The sequence below is a fragment of the Paramylibacter ulvae genome (genome assembly GCF_014652655.1).
Taxonomy (GTDB): domain Bacteria; phylum Pseudomonadota; class Alphaproteobacteria; order Rhodobacterales; family Rhodobacteraceae; genus Amylibacter; species Amylibacter ulvae.
The window spans coordinates 18,564-35,379 of record NZ_BMZF01000004.1; the positions used below are offsets into that span (position 1 = coordinate 18,564).

A 16,816-nucleotide genomic window follows, 5' to 3' on the forward strand; every position below is an offset into this window, starting at 1 on the left:
AACTTTACCAATGTTTCGTGACGTGTTTTGTTTTGGATACCTCCAAAACGAAAGCAATTTATCATGAACACGACAGAGCGTGGACGCGCATTATCCGAAGAATTAAACCCCGGCATGGAAGACGCATTAAATGAACGATATGGGCATTTGGTGCCGGGCATGGCCGAAGGCGTGGTTGATTTCGCCTATGGTCGTCAATACGCACGCGATGGTTTGGATTTGAAATCCCGCTATATCGCAACGATTGCGGCGTTGACCGCGCTCGGTGGGCATACCAAACCACAGTTAAAGGTGAATATCGCAGGTGGGCGCAAAGCGGGGTTAACCCAACAAGAAATCGGCGAAGTGATTTGGCAAATGGCGCTGTATGGTGGGTTTCCTGCCGCGATCAATGGATTGAACGCAGCATTGGAAGTTTTCGACGCAGAATAAAAAAACGGCGATGCACGAGGGAGGAGTGTGCATCGCCGTTAATATTTAAAGGTTTGCGTACTAGGGGGAACGCAACAACCCTTGTTCATTGCCTAATACAAGGCCGTGAAGAATCTCTTAAGCGCCGTAGGCTGCGTCGCGTGCAATCGCACGGATTTGACCGCGGCCAATACCCAGATCGTTAAGATCGCGGGTTGAAAGCTCTGACAGTTCTGCAACGGTGCGTGCGTAAACGCGGTATTGTGCATATGATTTTTTCAAACCGTCGATTTTGTCTGCCAAGATGTTCAGCAATGATGGTTTAGTCTGTGTTTGTGTTAGAAAAGCCATTTTGTTTTCCTTCGTTCGTGTTCCGTTAACCCATACATAAGGGTTTCAGCCATGTTGAGTAGGCATAGTTTTGCATTTCCGCTTTTCGCAAAATGCATAGCTAAATAATTGTTCTTAAAACGAAAAACGGCGATGCTCTGGGAGGAGGTAGAGCATCACCGTTCTTTTATAAAGCGTCTCCATACGGGAGGAGGTGTATATCAACGCTTCTATTTCGGCGCCCGGGAGGAGGTGGGCGCGGAGTGGCTCTCGCCGCTCTTGTGATAATATTTAGCTTATCATTGTGATTTTTCTAGGGCTGAAATGTGCAAATCCGCTATGCGTTCGGCGCATGACTTAGCGTCACTTCATGCATTTGTGCAGAAACTCTGACCTATTTTGGCGATTTTGACTAATTACTGGGCAGGACATGCGTCATCAGGTGTTTGTTCCTGTTCTGACTGCTGATTTGCGTTGGGGCAGAATAGCTGTTTGCCAGCGACTCGCACATCACCAATGGCGGTTTGACCCGTATCGGAAATCAACCACTGCGCGAATTGTATGGCCAAATCGGATTTTACATGGGGGAAACGATCCGAATCCACCACCATCACGCCGTAAGGATTGCGTAGATCTTTGTCTTGTTGCCAGATGATTCCCAGATCACCCTTGTTCCCAAATGACAACCAAGTACCCCGATCTGTCAGGGTAAATCCATTGATTGCGCTGGCCATGTTTAACGTGGCCCCCATGCCAGACCCGATTTCGCGATACCAATCACCCGCAGGCATGGATTCTGCGTATTTCGCCCAAAGCTCGCGTTCGCGTTTATGTGTGCCACTGTCGTCGCCGCGTGAAATGAAGGTTTGGTCACCCGTTTTCACAAAATGATTCAGCAATTCATCCAACGATGAGGGTGCAAAATCTGTTTTAGGGCCAACAATGATGAAATCGTTATACATCACATCAAACCGTTGCTTGGCATAGCCTTCGGCGACGAATGCATCCTCTGACGCGCGGTGATGTACCAGTAACACATCCGCATCACCGTTTTGCGCGATACGGATTGCTTGGCCAGTGCCAACGGCCACGACACGCACCTCTATTCCTGTTTGGGCGGTGAACTGGGGCAGGATTTGATCATAGAGCCCTGAATTTTGTGTTGAAGTGGTTGATGCCACGGTGATGAAATCGGCCATTGCCATGCTGGCGGTGCTGATCGCGATGGTGAGGGCGGCGATGAATGGGCGCATTATATTTCTCCGTTCAGGTATCGTTTGGCCGCATCTGATCTGGTCATGCGGAAAAAATCCTCGGCGCTGGAATCTTCGCAAATTTTACCGCGCTCCATAAATATCACCTGATCCGCACAACGTTGTGCCTGTGCGCGATCATGGGTGGCCCAAATAAATCCAACTCCTGCGGATTTAACCGCTGTTATGATGGCCTCGAATTGGGCGGTGGCGCCTGGATCCATGCTGGATGTGGGTTCATCCATCATTACGATGCTGGGATCGTTGATCAATGCACGCGCTAATGCCATGCGCTGTGCTTCTCCCCCAGATAATAATGCGGCGGGTTGATCGGCGCGATCACGCAGTTGCACCATGGTTAGCAATTCATCAACCCGTTCGGATTTCTGCGATGGTGACATATTGCTGGTCGCAAGCGCGAATGCCACGTTTTGCGCCACGGATCGGCGCATCAATACGTTGTTTTGGAAAATGAAGCCCCGTGTGCGGCGTGTTTCGCGCACATCTTGCCCATCAATTTCAACCCGCCCGTCGGTGGGGCGCAACATGCCATGGGCCAATTGCAAAAACAGCGATTTGCCAGCTCCGTTATGACCCAACAATGCCGTCACACCCGTTGCATCAAGCGTGATATTCAACGGCCCGACCAAGGATTGGCCATCCGCGTCATAGGTGGTTTTGTGAAATACGATCAACGTCATTGGCGCGTCACCTGATAGCGTTGGCCAATGCGGGCAACCCCGTGCATGGCTGCGTTGATGATCAATGCCAGCAGGATTAAAATCAGCCCAAGCGCAAGGGCGAGTTCAAGATTACCCTTTGAACTTTCAAGTGCGATGGTGGTGGTCATCACACGGGTTTGCCCGTTGATATTGCCCCCCACCAAGATCACCGCGCCCACCTCTGCCAAGGCACGACCAAACCCTGCGAGCACCGCAGTATAAATTGCAAATCGCGCATCCCAAATCATGGTGCGAAGCCGTAACATGGGTGGCACATCCAATGCGTTCATCAAATGGGAATAGTCGCGTTTGATGGGTTTCAATGCCTCGACCGTCAAAACCAAAACGATGGGGAAAATTAACATGGTTTGGGCAATGATCATGGCACTAGGTGTATAGAGAAGCCCCCATTCCCCAAGCGGCCCAGATCGCGACAACATCAGATAAACCAGCAAGCCAACCACAACAGGGGGCAGGGCCATGAATGCGGATGCCACAACCATGATCGCGCGTTTGCCGGTGAAATCATAATTGGTCAGCATTGCGCCAAATGGAATGGCCAAACAGGATGCGATGAATGTCGCGGTAAAGCTCACGCGCAGTGATAATAAAACGATTTGGAATAAATCATGATCGCCGCTGAAAATCAGTTGAATGGATTTGGAAATGACGTCCATTTAATTAAACGATGCTTTCTGCTTGCCCTTTCTTTCTATTTGGCCAATTTAGTGGTCGCAGTCTAGGGCAATGTGAAAAAAGGTATACTTATGTCGATCACGAAACAGGCCATTTTGGAACAGTTGGAAACGGTGCATTTGCCAAATGGTAAAAACATCGTCGCACTTGATATGGTGCGTGCCATAACGATTGATGGATCCGATGTGCGTTTTGTGATCGAGGTATCGGCCGAAGATGGGCCGCGTATGGAACCTGTGCGCGCCGCGGCGCAACAGGTGGTGGAACAGATTTCGGGCATTGGCAAAGTGTCCGTGATCCTAACATCCCCATCTGCGCCAAAGGCACCGCCAAGTTTGAAAATTGGTGGCCACCCAAAACCGGCCGCGGATTCACAATCCATTCCAGGTGTTGATCGGATATTGGCCATTGCATCGGGCAAGGGGGGCGTTGGCAAATCCACCGTTTCATCCAATCTGGCGGTGGCGCTGGCCAAACAGGGGCGGCGCGTTGGATTATTGGATGCCGACATCCATGGACCAAGCCAGCCGCGCATGATGGGGGTGAGCAAACGCCCAGCATCGCCCGATGGTAAAACCATTATTCCATTGCAAGCGCATGGCGTGACCATGATGTCGCTGGGATTGATGTTGGACGAAGATCAGGCCGTGATTTGGCGCGGGCCGATGTTGATGGGTGCATTGCAACAAATGTTGGGACAGGTTGAATGGGGTGAACTTGATGTTCTGATTATTGACCTGCCACCGGGGACAGGTGATGTGCAATTGACATTGGCGCAAAAATCCAAAGTGACGGGCGCGGTGATCGTATCCACACCTCAAGACGTGGCATTGTTGGATGCGCGCAAGGCGATGAATATGTTCAATCAGTTGAAAACGCCCATCGTAGGCATGATTGAAAACATGTCGCATTATGTGTGCCCCGATTGCGGGAAAGAGGCGCATATTTTCGGCCATGGCGGCGCACGCGCCGAGGCGGAAAAACAAGGGTTGCCATTTTTAGGTGAAATCCCATTGGATATGGAAATCCGTTTGGCAGGGGACGGTGGCACACCGATTGCCGCAACAGACAGCCCAATTGCCGATGCCTATGCCAAGATCGCCAAAGGATTGATCGACGCGGATATGGCATAACGCCCGTCACAGATTGGCATACGCCTTTCATTGATATTTTAACAGATTGATGCGGTTTTCTTGTGGATAACCGCAACTTTTCTGTGGGTAAACCAAGCCTTGCCCAAGTTTTTCCTTTACTTACATCTGATTTGCGCACACCATATCTAGTAAGGGGATCAATCAGAAACCCCGATACCTAGCAAGGCACCCTATACCTAGGGGGTTTTGCCCTTAAAGCCGAATTAAAAGGGGACAGGGCATGGCAGCGACAGAGCAGTATTTCGAAACCACCGACATTCACCCGATTGACATCGTCGAAAACCTCGCCGAAAGCCGCGATTGGGATTTTGATCGCGTTGGCGAAGATCAAATCGCACTGACCGTCGAAGGATCATGGCGTAGCTATACATTAACGCTTGCTTGGTCTGGATTTGACGAAACCTTGCGGTTGGTCTGTACATTTGAAATGGAACCCCCCGCCGAAAAAATGGCGGAATTGTACGAGGTTTTGAACCTGACCAATGATCGGCTTTGGACGGGTAGTTTTTCAATGTGGAACGAAGAACGCATTATGATTTATCGCTACGGATTAACCCTGTCAGGGGGTGCGATTGCGCTGCCTGATCAGATTGATCAGATGATGCATAATGCGGTTTTGGCCTGTGAAAAGTTTTACCCGGCATTTCAATTGGTCTGCTGGGGCGACCAATCACCAGCAGAATCCATGAATGTTGCCATTTCCGAGGCTTACGGGCGCGCATAAACCGTGTTATCCCAAACCAGTGAATCGACTGGGATGGAAAAATGACATTATCACGCGTGAATGAAAACGGTCTGGTTTTGCTGGGCTGTGGCAAGATGGGTTCGGCCATGTTGCAAGGCTGGCTGACACAAGGTTTAAACGCAAATAGTGTCACCGTGATCGACCCGCATCCATCCCAATGGGTGCAAGGATTGGTGCAACAAGGTTTGCATCTGAATGAGCCGCTTCCCGATAATCCCGCGATTTGTATTATTGCCGTCAAACCCCAAAAGATGGGCGATGCGTTGCCTGCGTTGCGCGCACTTGGCAACGGTTCAACCGTGTTTCTATCCATTGCGGCGGGCACATCAATTGGCGCATTTGCAGATGCGCTTGGCGATCAATCCCCGATAATTCGCGCCATGCCCAATACGCCAGCGGCGGTGGGACAGGGCATTACCGCATTGATCGGAAATCCCCATATCAATGATGCAGATATGCAAATGGGCGAAGCATTGCTGGGCGCGGTTGGCCAAACCGTGCGTTTAGCGTCAGAAGATCAAATGGATGCGGTGACGGCTGTTTCGGGGTCTGGCCCTGCATATGTTTTTCATCTGATTGAAACATTGGCCGCGGCGGGTGTGGCGCAAGGCTTGCCCAAAGATATGGCATTGCAATTGGCGAAGGCAACGGTGGCTGGTGCTGGGGCATTGGCACAAGCGGCGGATGAAGATCCAACGCAACTGCGCATCAATGTCACTTCGCCTAACGGCACCACCGCGGCGGCGCTAGAGGTCTTGATGAATGAAACCGATGGGTTTCCAGCCCTGTTAGACCGCGCAGTCACCGCCGCCGCAGATCGTAGCCGCGAATTAGGAAAAGAATAATGGACAAAATAAGTTTTGACGATTTCATGCGCGTTGATGTGCGCGTTGGCACAGTGACCCGCGCCGAACCATTCCCAGAGGCACGCAAACCCGCGATCAAGCTATGGATCGATTTTGGTGGCGAGATTGGTGAAAAGAAATCATCGGCACAGATTACCAAACATTACACACCCGAAACCCTGATCGGGCGCCAAGTGATGGCGGTGGTGAATTTTCCACCGCGCCAAATCGGCCCTGTGATGTCAGAAGTGCTGGTTCTGGGCCTGCCAGACGGAGACAAGGAAATTGTGTTGCTGACCCCTGATATGGTGGTGCCCGATGGTGGGCGGATGCATTAATGCGCCCCTGTATCTATATTTCCCGCCCCTTGCCAAATGTGGTGGTTGAACGCGCAGAGGAACATTTTGATGTGACCATGCGCCTTGATACTTCGCCCATGACCAAGGGTGAAATCCGCGAAGTGTTATCACAATATGACGGGTTTTTACCAACCCTGCGCGATCCGCTGGACGGCGATGTGTTTGATGGGGGGATCAAAACCAAGGTGATTGCCAATTTTGGGGTGGGGTATAACCATATTGATGTCGCGGCGGCGAACGGCGCGGGGATTGTTGTGTGCAATACACCCGGTGCCGTAACCGATGCCACCGCAGATATCGCGATGATGCTGGCCCTGATGACAGCGCGGCGCGCATCCGAAGGCGAAGCATTATTGCGCGCGGGTAAATGGGAAGGCTGGCATCCGACACAGTTGTTGGGGATGCATCTGGGTGGCAAGACGCTTGGCATTATTGGCATGGGCAATATCGGCAAGGCGATGGCCAAACGTGCGCATTTTGGGTTTGGCATGGATGTAGTGTTTTACAACCGATCCCGCGTTGACGATTTTGGTGTTCCCGCCAAACAGATGGATAGCATCATCGATGTGATGCGTGCGAGCGATGTTGTCTCGCTTCATATTCCAGGGGGTGGTGCAAACCGCCACATGATTGGCGCGGCGGAGTTAGCGGCGATGAAACCGCAGGCGATTTTGGTTAACACCGCGCGGGGCGATGTGATTGATGAGACAGCGTTGATCAAGGCATTGAACGCTGGCACCATCGCTGGGGCGGGACTGGATGTGTTCGAACATGAACCAGAAGTGCCAGAGGCGTTGATAGCAATGAAAAACGTCACCTTGTTACCCCATCTTGGCACGGCATCATTGGACGTGCGCAGCGATATGGGATTGTTGGCGGTGGAAAATCTGCGAGTCTTTTTCACAGGTGACACACCGCCCAATCAAATTGGCTAGGATGTTTGTTCGTTGTTTGGGATCGGGAATATCAAATCATATGCCCAGTTAAATACGAACGCATAGATCAGATAGAACAGCGCGAATGAGATATCCATAATCAGCGCCTGCATCAGAGATATTTGCAAATACCACGCCACGAATGGAAGCAAAACAATAAGCAGGCCAAGTTCAAACAACAGCGCATGTATGATGCGCATGGGAATGGTTTTGTGAACCGACCCGCGGATGCGCAACATGGCGCGATCAAAAATCAGATTATAAATATAGTTCCAAAGTGTCGCGAGCGTTGCCGCCAAAATGGCGACGATGCCAATATCGTGGATCGGCATGTGAAATGCCAATGCGCCAAGAGGCGTGATGACCAACAGGCCAATAATTTCAAAGCTGAGTGCGTGGCGGATACGATCAAATGTGGTGCGCATGGTTGAACCCTTTTAATCGGGTCGTCCCGCTGTGATGCCCATAATGGGGGAGGTCGTCCTCACATGTGGTTTCTAGCGCGGGGGGATATGTTCGGCAAGGGGGTGAAATATTGATCACCTGCTTGTCAGCGTGCGCGTTGCGGTTTATCATTCCCCAAACCCAGATGGAGATTTTATGTCCCGTTAAAAAGGGAAGGCAGAGCGCCCTTCCGTTTCAAACCCACCACAAAGATGTGCCCGATTGATCGGGGGTTTTGCGGTGTGATGAATTCATTTTGAAAATAAATGTGCTGCGTAAAATACGTGGCAGGACATGAAAGATAAGACCATGACCAAAGACTACTCAGCGTTTTTTGGCGGCAATTTGGGAACACCGCGCAAATTATCAACACTGGAAACCCAAGGCTGGAGCAGCTTTTTCGCACAGCAAACCGACGTGGATGAAATGGCCACGCATCCGCCGGTGCGGATTACACAGGTACACCGTAGCCTGTTTCAGGTAATGGGCGATGGTATTGATATGCAAATCCCCGCCCAGATAGATGCCACCGTGGGGGATTGGATGTTGCTTGATCGCGATAGCCCTGCGCATAGCCGCCGATTGGAACGCAAATCCGTGATGAAGCGCCGCGCCGCGGGCCATGAGCGCGCCGTGCAATTGATCGGGACTAATATCGACACCGCGTTTATCGTGACATCCTGTAACCAAGATTTCAACATTGCGCGGCTGGAACGCTATTTAGCGGTGGTTTTCGAGGCGGATGTCACCCCCGTGATCATCCTGACCAAAGCGGATTTATGCGATGATGTTGAGACATATCGCACCCAAGCAGAAACGATATCCGATCTGGTGTCCGTTGTGGTTGTTGATGCGCGTAGTGACGATGTGACTGGGATTTTGTCCCAATGGTGCAAGCCTGGAAAAACCGTGGCCTTTGTTGGATCATCGGGCGTGGGGAAATCCACGCTGACCAATGCATTATCCGCGGGCAATATCGCGACTCAAGGTATCCGCGAGGATGATGCAAAAGGGCGCCATACCACCACGCGGCGTCATCTGCATTTTATCACCGATGGATGCGCGGTGTTGGACACGCCCGGTATGCGCGAATTGCAATTAACCGATGTGTCCGCAGGGTTGGAGGATGTGTTTGGCGATCTGGCCGATCTAGGGCGGCAATGTCATTTCAACGATTGCAAACATGAAAGCGAGCCAAAATGCGCGGTGCTGGCCGCCGTCGCCGATGGCACGGTTGATCCCGCACGATTGCAACGCTGGCGTAAATTGGTGGCAGAGGATGAATTTAATTCCACAAGCCTGTCAGAGCGGCGCGCCAAGGATAAATCATTTCAGAAAATGGTGAACCGTGCGATCAAGCAAAAGAAACGCTGATTAACAGCGTTTCAACAACACGCTGCCAACGGAATAGCCTGCGCCAAAGGAACAGATCAAACCGATGTCGTCGGGTTTCATATCATCGGAATTTTTCGAAAATGCGATGATGGAACCCGCCGATGATGTATTGGCGTAATCTTGTAAAATATTGGGTTGTTCCGCTGGTTCTGGGACACGGCCCATGACCTTGCGCCCGATATAATCATTCATGGATTTGTTGGCTTGGTGCAACCACATGCGCGACAGTTGGGTGTTTTCAATGCCTTCATCCGCCATGTGTTGCAAAATATGGGCGCTGACCATTGGCACGACCTCTTTGAACACCTTGCGCCCGTTTTGCATAAACTGCATATCGCGGCGATCTTTCATGCCGTCGGGGCGGGTGCGGCGCAAGAAACCATCGTTGTTGCGGATGTTGTTGGAAAACTGTGTCGCACAACGTGTGGAGATAATTTCAAAATGATCGCCTGTTGCGTCTTCTTTGCGTTCAATCAAGGTTGCGGTGCACACATCGCCAAAAATGAAATGGCAATCGCGATCGCGCCATTCCAGATGCGCCGAACAAATTTCGGGATTCACGACAAGTGCGCTTCGGATTGAGCCGCTGCGCACCATATCTGCTGCGGCTTGGATGCCGAATGTGGCACTGCTACAGGCGACATTCATATCAAAACCAAACCCTTTGATCCCCATCAAATCTTGGATTTCGACGGCAATGGCGGGGTATGCGCGTTCGTGGTTTGATGCCGCCACAATCACGGCATCAACATCGGCGGCGGTTTTGCCCGCATCGGCCAATGCCTTGGCACAGGCATCAAGCGCCATTTCTGCCATGACACCTGGTTCATCGTCACTGCGCTGGCGCAGGCTTGGATGCATAATGTCGGGGTTCAAGATGCCCGTTTTATCCAAAACATAGCGCTGTTCGATGCCTGATGCGTTGAAAATGAACTCTGCATTCGACATCGGCATTTCATCCACGTCACCCGATGCAATTTGATCGGCGTGATCCACGTTGAATTTTTGTGCATATGTATTAAAACACGCGACCAATTCGTCGTTCGTGATGGTGTTTTCTGGCGTGAAAACGCCCGTGCCGGTGATCGCTGGTGTGTACATGAATTTCTCCCTCATACCTAAATGATGGTTCGGGCGCGAATGGTCAACCCGTTCGCCACGTCAAAGCGTGTGTTTCGTCACATGCAGGCACGCGGCATGATGATAGTGACGTAAACACAGTTTTAAATCATTTTAGGTGAAATCATGGATATTATCGCAGCAGGCGAACTGGTTCGCCATGCCTATGCCAATACATTGTTAAACGTATCGCACCGATTTGATGTTGGTGGCGCACAGGCATTTTTCTTAGATGACGAAACACTGGTTATTCCAGGCAGCAATGAAATTTCGGATTACCCTGAATTCAATCTGGATATATCAAAGATCAAAGGCGACAGCGGGCGGTTTTATCACCGTGGGTTTTTACGCCACGCACAATTGGTGTTTACGTTTGCCAAAGGGTTACAACCCAAATTTGTAATCGGTCATTCGCTCGGCGGTGCCAGCGCGCAAATTGTCGGAAGCTCGCTTGGCATTCCCACGATTGCATTTGCATCGCCCAAGGTTTTAAGCGGCGCGAAAAAGGTTCGCGGTGAACATCATGTGGTGAATTACCAACGCATGGATGATCCGATTTGTTTTATGCCGCCGGGCAAAAAGAAGTTCCGCCATATTGGCAAAACCTATTGGATGGCACCCAATACGCTGGATATTGGGTTTAACCATAAGGTGTTGGAATATATCAAAATTATCAAGGCTGCGCGCACCAATCCCAAATTACCGCAACGTTGGCCGGTGTGATTACATTAAGGCGATAATCGCCAAAAGCGCCAAGGCAAGATTGATCAACAAGCCCGCGACATAGGCAATTGTGCGCGGTCCACCCGCATCCGCACCCACGCGCATGACGTAAAACACCCAGTGCAACATGCGCAACACCACGGCGCTGACCACCAGATAGGTTACCCAAACGGGGCTGGCACCCGCGATCATCGCCAAGAGCGATGCCGCCATCAGGGCAGAAAAATTTTCAACGCTGTTTTCGTGGCTGCGCACCACGCGAAATGTGCGGTGTTCAATGTTGCCGCGTACGGTGACGCCAGCGTCTTGCCCCGAAATCACGTTTTTCACAATACCTGCAATTGTGGCCTGTATCACCATGACAAATGACAAAACGGCAAGCGCCAACAGCGCGGTGGAATAATTTGCAACAAGTTCTGGCATGGTTTCCTCCTGTTTTGACAATAGGGTATCGAAAATGCGTGAAAAATCAAAACGTTTTGTGAAACTGCATGTCTCGCGTTGGTGGAATACACGTGGTAGTTTGTTGCCATGAAACATGCGTCGGTGATCATGAATTGGTTGGTTTTTGGTGGGATTGGTTTAATCACCTATCTGGGGGCGCCGACACGCATTGAACCTGCAAAGCCTGCCCCAAATGCTACGTTTTCAGGCGTGGTGAAATGGGTGACGGATGGCGATACATTTTTGGTCGATGGGCATGATTGGCCTGTGCGGGTTTGGGGCATTGATGCGCCAGAACGCGATACCGATGCAGGGGTTACATCGCGTGCATATTTAACCGATATGATCAAGGGGCAGGTCGTGCGCTGTGATAAAGTGGTTGTCGATCAATATAAGCGCACGGTTGCGCGGTGTTATCAGGGCGACAATGATATTGGCGCCATGATGATCGCGACAAGACAGGCGCAGGAATATTGCAGTTTTAGCAATGGGGCATATGGCACCTGTTAAACGCAAAACGCCCGAACGGATGCTCGGGCGTTTTGATTGATATTCAACAGGTTTAATAATTTTGCAGCGCGTTCACTTCGATTTCACTCTCGCTCATATTGCGGATTGCCTTGGCGGCGGCGTTACTGGCAGCGGCGGTGGTGTAATATGCGATTTTACCGTAAAGCGCGGCAGATCGAATATCGCGGCTATCTTCCAATGATTGCGACCCTTCGGTGGTGTTAAAGATCAGATCAACACCGCCGTCTTTGAGCGTATCAACAATATTCGGGCGACCCTCGAATACCTTTAAGACTTTGGTGTTTTTGATGCCATTCTCGGTCAGCCACGTTGACGTGCCACCCGTGGCAAGGATGTTAAACCCAAGGTCAGACAAGATTGTTGCCGCCTCTGAAATCAGCGGGGTTTTATCCAAATCTTTGATTGAAATGAACACAGTGCCCGATGATGGTAACGGTGTACCCGCACCCAATTGTGATTTCAAAAATGCGCGTTCAAAGGTTTTGTCCAACCCCATCACCTCGCCAGTGGAGCGCATTTCTGGTCCCAACAATGGATCAACACCGGGGAAACGGTTGAATGGCAATACCGCCTCTTTCACCGCGAAATGATCGGGGTGGGGTGATTTCAATTCAAAATTGGTCAGCGGTTCACCTGCCATCACACGCGCCGCAATGGATGCAATCGGGCTGTTAATCGCCTTGGCCACGAATGGCACGGTACGTGATGCACGCGGGTTGACCTCTAGGATGAAAATTTCGCCATCTTTGATGGCGAATTGCACGTTCATCAGACCAACCACGTTGAGGCCAATTGCCATTGCTTCGGTTTGGCGTTTCATTTCCTCGATCAGGTCATCGGACAATGAATAGGGTGGCAATGAACACGCACTGTCGCCTGAATGTACGCCTGCTTCTTCGATATGTTGCATGATGCCTGCGACATGGACATTCTTGCCATCAGACAGCGCGTCAACGTCAACCTCTATCGCGCCAACGAGATAGCTGTCGAGCAATACGGGGCTGTCGCCTGATACATTCACCGCGGTGGTGATATAGCGTTTCAGTTGCGCATCATCGCGCACGATTTCCATCGCACGACCACCCAAAACATAAGATGGGCGAATGACCAGCGGGTATCCAACATCCTGTGCGATTTCAAACGCCTGTTCGGGCGAGCTGGCGATACCATTGTATGGTTGTTTCAGATCCAGATCATGGAGCAATTGTTGGAACCGCTCGCGATCCTCTGCCAGATCAATCGCATCGGGGGTTGTACCCAGAATTGGAATGCCTTCGGCCTCTAAATCATTGGCGAGTTTCAGGGGGGTTTGGCCGCCAAACTGTACGATCACACCATGAAGTGTTCCGTTTTCCTGTTCCACGCGCAGGATCTCCATCACGTTTTCCATGGTCAGCGGTTCGAAATACAAACGATCCGATGTGTCGTAATCGGTGGATACCGTTTCGGGGTTACAGTTCACCATGATGGTTTCATAACCCGCATCTGTCAGCGCATAACACGCATGACAACAGCAGTAATCAAATTCGATGCCTTGGCCGATGCGGTTTGGTCCACCGCCCAGAATGACAACCTTTTTGGCGTCTGATGGGCGTGCTTCGCATTCGACCTCGCCCATCGCATCTGATTCATATGTTGAATACATATATGGCGTTTGGGCCTCGAATTCGGCAGCACAGGTATCAATGCGTTTGAATACGGCGGTAACGCCCGCCTTTGTACGGGTGATGCGGATATCGCGTTCGGCTTGGCCTGTTAATGTGGCAAGGCGTGCATCAGAAAAGCCGTACATTTTCACACGGCGCAGTGCCGCGGTTTCTGTTGGCAATCCGTTTTCGCGAATGTCATTTTCCATATCAATGATTTCGCGGATACGCGCAAGGAACCAAGGATCGAATGATGTGACCTCGTTGATTTCATCATTGGTCAGCCCATGACGCATGGCCTGTGCAATCAGTAACATACGGTCTGGTGTTTGTTTGCTGATCGCTTTGATGATCGCGGATTTTTCGGGTGCACCTTCGATGATTTGTTCATCAAAACCTGACAGGCCAGTTTCCATCGATGCCAATGCTTTTTGCAATGATTCATGGATTGTACGCCCGATTGACATCACCTCGCCCACGGATTTCATCGCTGTGGTCAATGATGCTTCGGCACCTGGGAATTTTTCAAATGCGAAACGTGGGATTTTGGTGACCACGTAATCAATGGATGGTTCAAACGATGCTGGTGTCACCTTGGTGATGTCGTTGTCGAGTTCATCCAATGTGTAACCAACCGCCAGTTTTGCGGCGATTTTTGCAATCGGGAAACCTGTGGCCTTGGATGCAAGTGCAGATGAACGAGACACACGTGGGTTCATTTCAATCACAACCATACGTCCATCGGCTGGGTTTACCGACCACTGGACATTGGAGCCACCCGTTTCCACACCAATTTCACGCAGTACATTAATCGAATGTGTCCGCATCATTTGATATTCTTTATCCGTCAGGGTTAGGGCAGGGGCGACAGTGATACTATCGCCTGTGTGGACACCCATTGGATCGATGTTTTCAATCGCACAAACGATAATGGCGTTGTCCGCTTTGTCGCGCACCACTTCCATTTCGTATTCTTTCCAACCCAACAACGATTCATCAATCAAGATTTGATTAACGGGGCTGGCATCAATGCCGCTGGCACAGATTTTTTCGTAATCTTCGCGGTTATAGGCAATACCGCCACCCGTACCACCCATGGTGAATGCGGGGCGAATGATTGCCGGCAGACCAACCGTTTCAATGGCGGCCATTGCCTCTTCCATTGATTCAGCGATTGTGGCGCGCGGGTTTTCGATGCCCAAACGATCCATTGCCTCGCGGAATAATTTGCGATCTTCGGCCATTTCAATCGCCTTGCGATCCGCACCGATCAATTCGATGTTGAATTTTTCAAGTGTGCCGTCTTCGTCTAATGAAAGGGCGGTGTTCAAACCTGTTTGCCCGCCCATCGTGGGCAAGAGAACCATTTTATCATTGGGGTGTAGATTGATTTCTTTTTCAATGATTTTTGCGACGACCTCTGGTGTGATGGGCTCGATATAGGTGGCATCGGCCATATTTGGGTCGGTCATAATCGTGGCAGGATTGGAATTGACCAAGACCACGCGGTAACCTTCTTCTTTGAGCGCCTTACAGGCCTGTGCACCAGAATAGTCGAATTCGCAGGCTTGGCCGATAATAATGGGGCCCGCACCGATGATCATAACTGTGTTGATGTCGGTTCTTTTTGGCATAGCGCGTGGCCCCTGATGGTGTGCATGTCCAATCCCGTGGCAGCGGAATCGCCGTGCAGTTTGCAAATTATCGTGGGTGTAATGATTTGGCGCGTTTGGTTCAAGGATGAATTGCGCGGATTTACGTGTTTTTTAAAGGTTCGAATGCCTGCGGCGCGGATATTTGGAACATTTGGAAAATGGAGGATGCCATAGGCGAAGTGTATATATGTTGAGGTTGTTGTTGAGGCAGATGGTTGTTACGCTTGAAAGGATAATTGATGTGTAAGATTGAGAGTATTTTATCACGCTGCGCCATATCGCAATAATCGTATCCGCAATGGCGATATCCCTGACGATTTTTAATGCCACCCGAAAGCCCGTTTTGATAATCCGACCCATCGTGGCGGAGCATAATGGATGTGTTAACAACAAACAAAAAGCCGCTGATATTATTGCGGCCTGTACCAAGGTTTCAGCGCGTGATGTCGATGAAACGTTTGAACATCAGTATTATAAAAGCCGCGCTTGGGCGCATAGGCGGGCGGGCGATTACGACAAAGCGTTATCCGACATTGACGCGGCGATTACATTGCAGCCCAAGAATGTGAATGATTTGGAATAGCGGGCGTATATCCACAACGCAGCAGGTGATATTGATGCGGCAGAGGCCGATTTTGAAACGGCAATTGCGTTGCGGCCAACGCGGTTCCACACATATTTGAACCGTGCAAAGTTTTATAAAAAACGCGGTGAATATGGCAAAGCATTGCGTGATTTTCAGCAGGTGCTGGAAATGAAACCTTCGAATTACGCCGCACTAAATGGTGTTTCGGCAATGCATTTGAAAGCGCAAAATTATGACCAGTTGGTTGGCTTTTTGAACGAAACCGCACAACGGTGGGAGAACAAACAGCTGCCATATTTTTTTCTTGGTTTGTTACATGTTCAACAGACGGGCGATTATGAAAAGGCATTGGCGGCATTCACCACAGTAGCACAATTGGAGCCAGAACATGAAGCAAGGCATATCCTGTTGGCAATGGCGCATTTTAAGTTGAACGATGATACACAAGCAAAGATTTATATCGAGAAAGATGTGGAAGCAGCGTTGCTCGCACGAGCAGCTCGAAGTGACCTATGGGATACGTTTCTATTTTTCTTCGGCAAACACATCTTGGGTATGGATACAGATGAATTGATCCGTGGGGTAGCATATAGTGCCGCTGGACGCCCCGAAGAAGGCGCGCGGGCGTTTGCAAGGTTCATTGAAAAGGGCGGTGTTGCGTCGCGAAAGGCGATGAATGCAATGTTTCAAGAGCAGGGCATTGAGCCAATCTCTGAATCGCCAATTGATAATGCAAACATTACGCAAAACCTGCGTGAACTTGCCAACAAGATAGAACAGTTATTCTCATTAGAAGAGCTTGCAAAGAAGTTGTAATACGCGG

19 protein-coding genes are annotated in these 16,816 nt (G+C 50.5%); 11 read left to right on the forward strand and 8 right to left on the reverse strand.

Features of this window, described 5'->3' with window-relative positions; translation table 11 throughout:
* Positions 1-63: 63 nt before the first annotated feature.
* A complete protein-coding gene (locus IE094_RS08590; protein WP_189640290.1) occupies positions 64-432 on the forward strand; it encodes a carboxymuconolactone decarboxylase family protein in 369 nt (122 codons plus the stop codon).
* A gap of 117 nt (positions 433-549) precedes the next feature.
* On the opposite strand, the gene IE094_RS08595 is transcribed toward IE094_RS08590, so the two are convergent.
* From IE094_RS08595 to IE094_RS08610, 4 genes are all read right to left on the reverse strand, one after another.
* Positions 550-762 (reverse strand): DUF1127 domain-containing protein, encoded by a 213-nt coding sequence (locus IE094_RS08595; RefSeq protein ID WP_189640292.1) that lies wholly within the window; start codon positions 760-762, stop codon positions 550-552.
* 395 nt (positions 763-1,157) lie between these two features.
* On the reverse strand, positions 1,158-1,994 hold the full coding sequence (locus tag IE094_RS08600) for an ABC transporter substrate-binding protein (protein ID WP_189640294.1): 837 nt from the start codon (positions 1,992-1,994) through the stop codon (positions 1,158-1,160).
* On the reverse strand, positions 1,994-2,695 hold the full coding sequence (locus tag IE094_RS08605; RefSeq protein ID WP_189640296.1) for an energy-coupling factor ABC transporter ATP-binding protein: 702 nt from the start codon (positions 2,693-2,695) through the stop codon (positions 1,994-1,996). Before IE094_RS08605 ends, IE094_RS08600 begins: the two co-directional genes overlap by 1 nt.
* Positions 2,692-3,393, reverse strand: coding sequence for an ABC transporter permease (locus IE094_RS08610; protein ID WP_189640298.1), 702 nt, complete (start codon positions 3,391-3,393; stop codon positions 2,692-2,694). The genes IE094_RS08605 and IE094_RS08610 overlap by 4 nt, the downstream gene beginning before the upstream one ends.
* Positions 3,394-3,483: 90 nt before the next feature.
* On the opposite strand from IE094_RS08610, the gene IE094_RS08615 reads away from it, so the two are divergent.
* The 5 genes from IE094_RS08615 (at position 3,484) to IE094_RS08635 (ending at position 7,450) form a co-directional block, all read left to right on the forward strand.
* Positions 3,484-4,545 carry an Mrp/NBP35 family ATP-binding protein gene (locus tag IE094_RS08615; RefSeq protein ID WP_189640299.1) on the forward strand — a complete coding sequence of 354 codons (1,062 nt, stop codon included), beginning with the start codon at positions 3,484-3,486 and terminating at the stop codon, positions 4,543-4,545.
* A 241-nt stretch (positions 4,546-4,786) separates the two neighbouring features.
* On the forward strand, positions 4,787-5,290 hold the full coding sequence (locus tag IE094_RS08620; protein ID WP_189640301.1) for a type III secretion system chaperone family protein: 504 nt from the start codon (positions 4,787-4,789) through the stop codon (positions 5,288-5,290).
* Positions 5,291-5,331: 41 nt separating this feature from the next.
* On the forward strand, positions 5,332-6,156 hold the full coding sequence (proC, locus tag IE094_RS08625; protein WP_189640303.1) for a pyrroline-5-carboxylate reductase: 825 nt from the start codon (positions 5,332-5,334) through the stop codon (positions 6,154-6,156).
* Entirely contained in the window at positions 6,156-6,494 is a 339-nt protein-coding gene (locus IE094_RS08630; protein ID WP_189640305.1) for a tRNA-binding protein, read from the forward strand. Before proC ends, IE094_RS08630 begins: the two co-directional genes overlap by 1 nt.
* A complete protein-coding gene (locus IE094_RS08635; RefSeq protein WP_189640306.1) occupies positions 6,494-7,450 on the forward strand; it encodes a 2-hydroxyacid dehydrogenase in 957 nt (318 codons plus the stop codon). The genes IE094_RS08630 and IE094_RS08635 overlap by 1 nt, the downstream gene beginning before the upstream one ends.
* Here the strand turns inward: IE094_RS08635 and IE094_RS08640 are convergent.
* On the reverse strand, positions 7,447-7,875 hold the full coding sequence (locus tag IE094_RS08640) for a PACE efflux transporter (RefSeq protein ID WP_189640307.1): 429 nt from the start codon (positions 7,873-7,875) through the stop codon (positions 7,447-7,449). The genes IE094_RS08635 and IE094_RS08640 overlap by 4 nt on opposite strands.
* Positions 7,876-8,188: 313 nt before the next feature.
* On the opposite strand from IE094_RS08640, the gene rsgA reads away from it, so the two are divergent.
* Positions 8,189-9,268: a ribosome small subunit-dependent GTPase A gene (gene rsgA, locus IE094_RS08645; RefSeq protein WP_373295864.1), complete on the forward strand. Its 1,080-nt coding sequence runs from the start codon at positions 8,189-8,191 to the stop codon at positions 9,266-9,268.
* Here rsgA and IE094_RS08650 read toward each other — a convergent pair whose 3' ends face one another.
* Entirely contained in the window at positions 9,269-10,390 is a 1,122-nt protein-coding gene (locus tag IE094_RS08650; RefSeq protein ID WP_189640309.1) for a beta-ketoacyl-ACP synthase III, read from the reverse strand.
* 144 nt (positions 10,391-10,534) lie between these two features.
* On the opposite strand from IE094_RS08650, the gene IE094_RS08655 reads away from it, so the two are divergent.
* Positions 10,535-11,131, forward strand: a complete 597-nt coding sequence (locus IE094_RS08655; protein WP_189640310.1) for an alpha/beta hydrolase family protein — start codon at positions 10,535-10,537, stop codon at positions 11,129-11,131.
* Here the strand turns inward: IE094_RS08655 and IE094_RS08660 are convergent, their stop codons facing one another.
* Positions 11,132-11,554 (reverse strand): MAPEG family protein, encoded by a 423-nt coding sequence (locus IE094_RS08660; protein WP_189640311.1) that lies wholly within the window; start codon positions 11,552-11,554, stop codon positions 11,132-11,134.
* Positions 11,555-11,683: 129 nt separating this feature from the next.
* On the opposite strand from IE094_RS08660, the gene IE094_RS08665 reads away from it, so the two are divergent.
* Positions 11,684-12,085: a thermonuclease family protein gene (locus IE094_RS08665; protein WP_229802187.1), complete on the forward strand. Its 402-nt coding sequence runs from the start codon at positions 11,684-11,686 to the stop codon at positions 12,083-12,085.
* Between the two features lie 52 nt (positions 12,086-12,137).
* Here the strand turns inward: IE094_RS08665 and carB are convergent, their stop codons facing one another.
* On the reverse strand, positions 12,138-15,386 hold the full coding sequence (gene carB / locus IE094_RS08670) for a carbamoyl-phosphate synthase large subunit (RefSeq protein ID WP_189640313.1): 3,249 nt from the start codon (positions 15,384-15,386) through the stop codon (positions 12,138-12,140).
* A gap of 319 nt (positions 15,387-15,705) precedes the next feature.
* On the opposite strand from carB, the gene IE094_RS08675 reads away from it, so the two are divergent.
* Complete coding sequence (locus tag IE094_RS08675) at positions 15,706-15,990, forward strand: tetratricopeptide repeat protein (protein WP_189640314.1); 285 nt, start codon at positions 15,706-15,708, stop codon at positions 15,988-15,990.
* A gap of 69 nt (positions 15,991-16,059) precedes the next feature.
* Positions 16,060-16,809: a tetratricopeptide repeat protein gene (locus IE094_RS08680; RefSeq protein ID WP_189640315.1), complete on the forward strand. Its 750-nt coding sequence runs from the start codon at positions 16,060-16,062 to the stop codon at positions 16,807-16,809.
* The last annotated feature ends 7 nt before the right edge of the window (positions 16,810-16,816 follow it).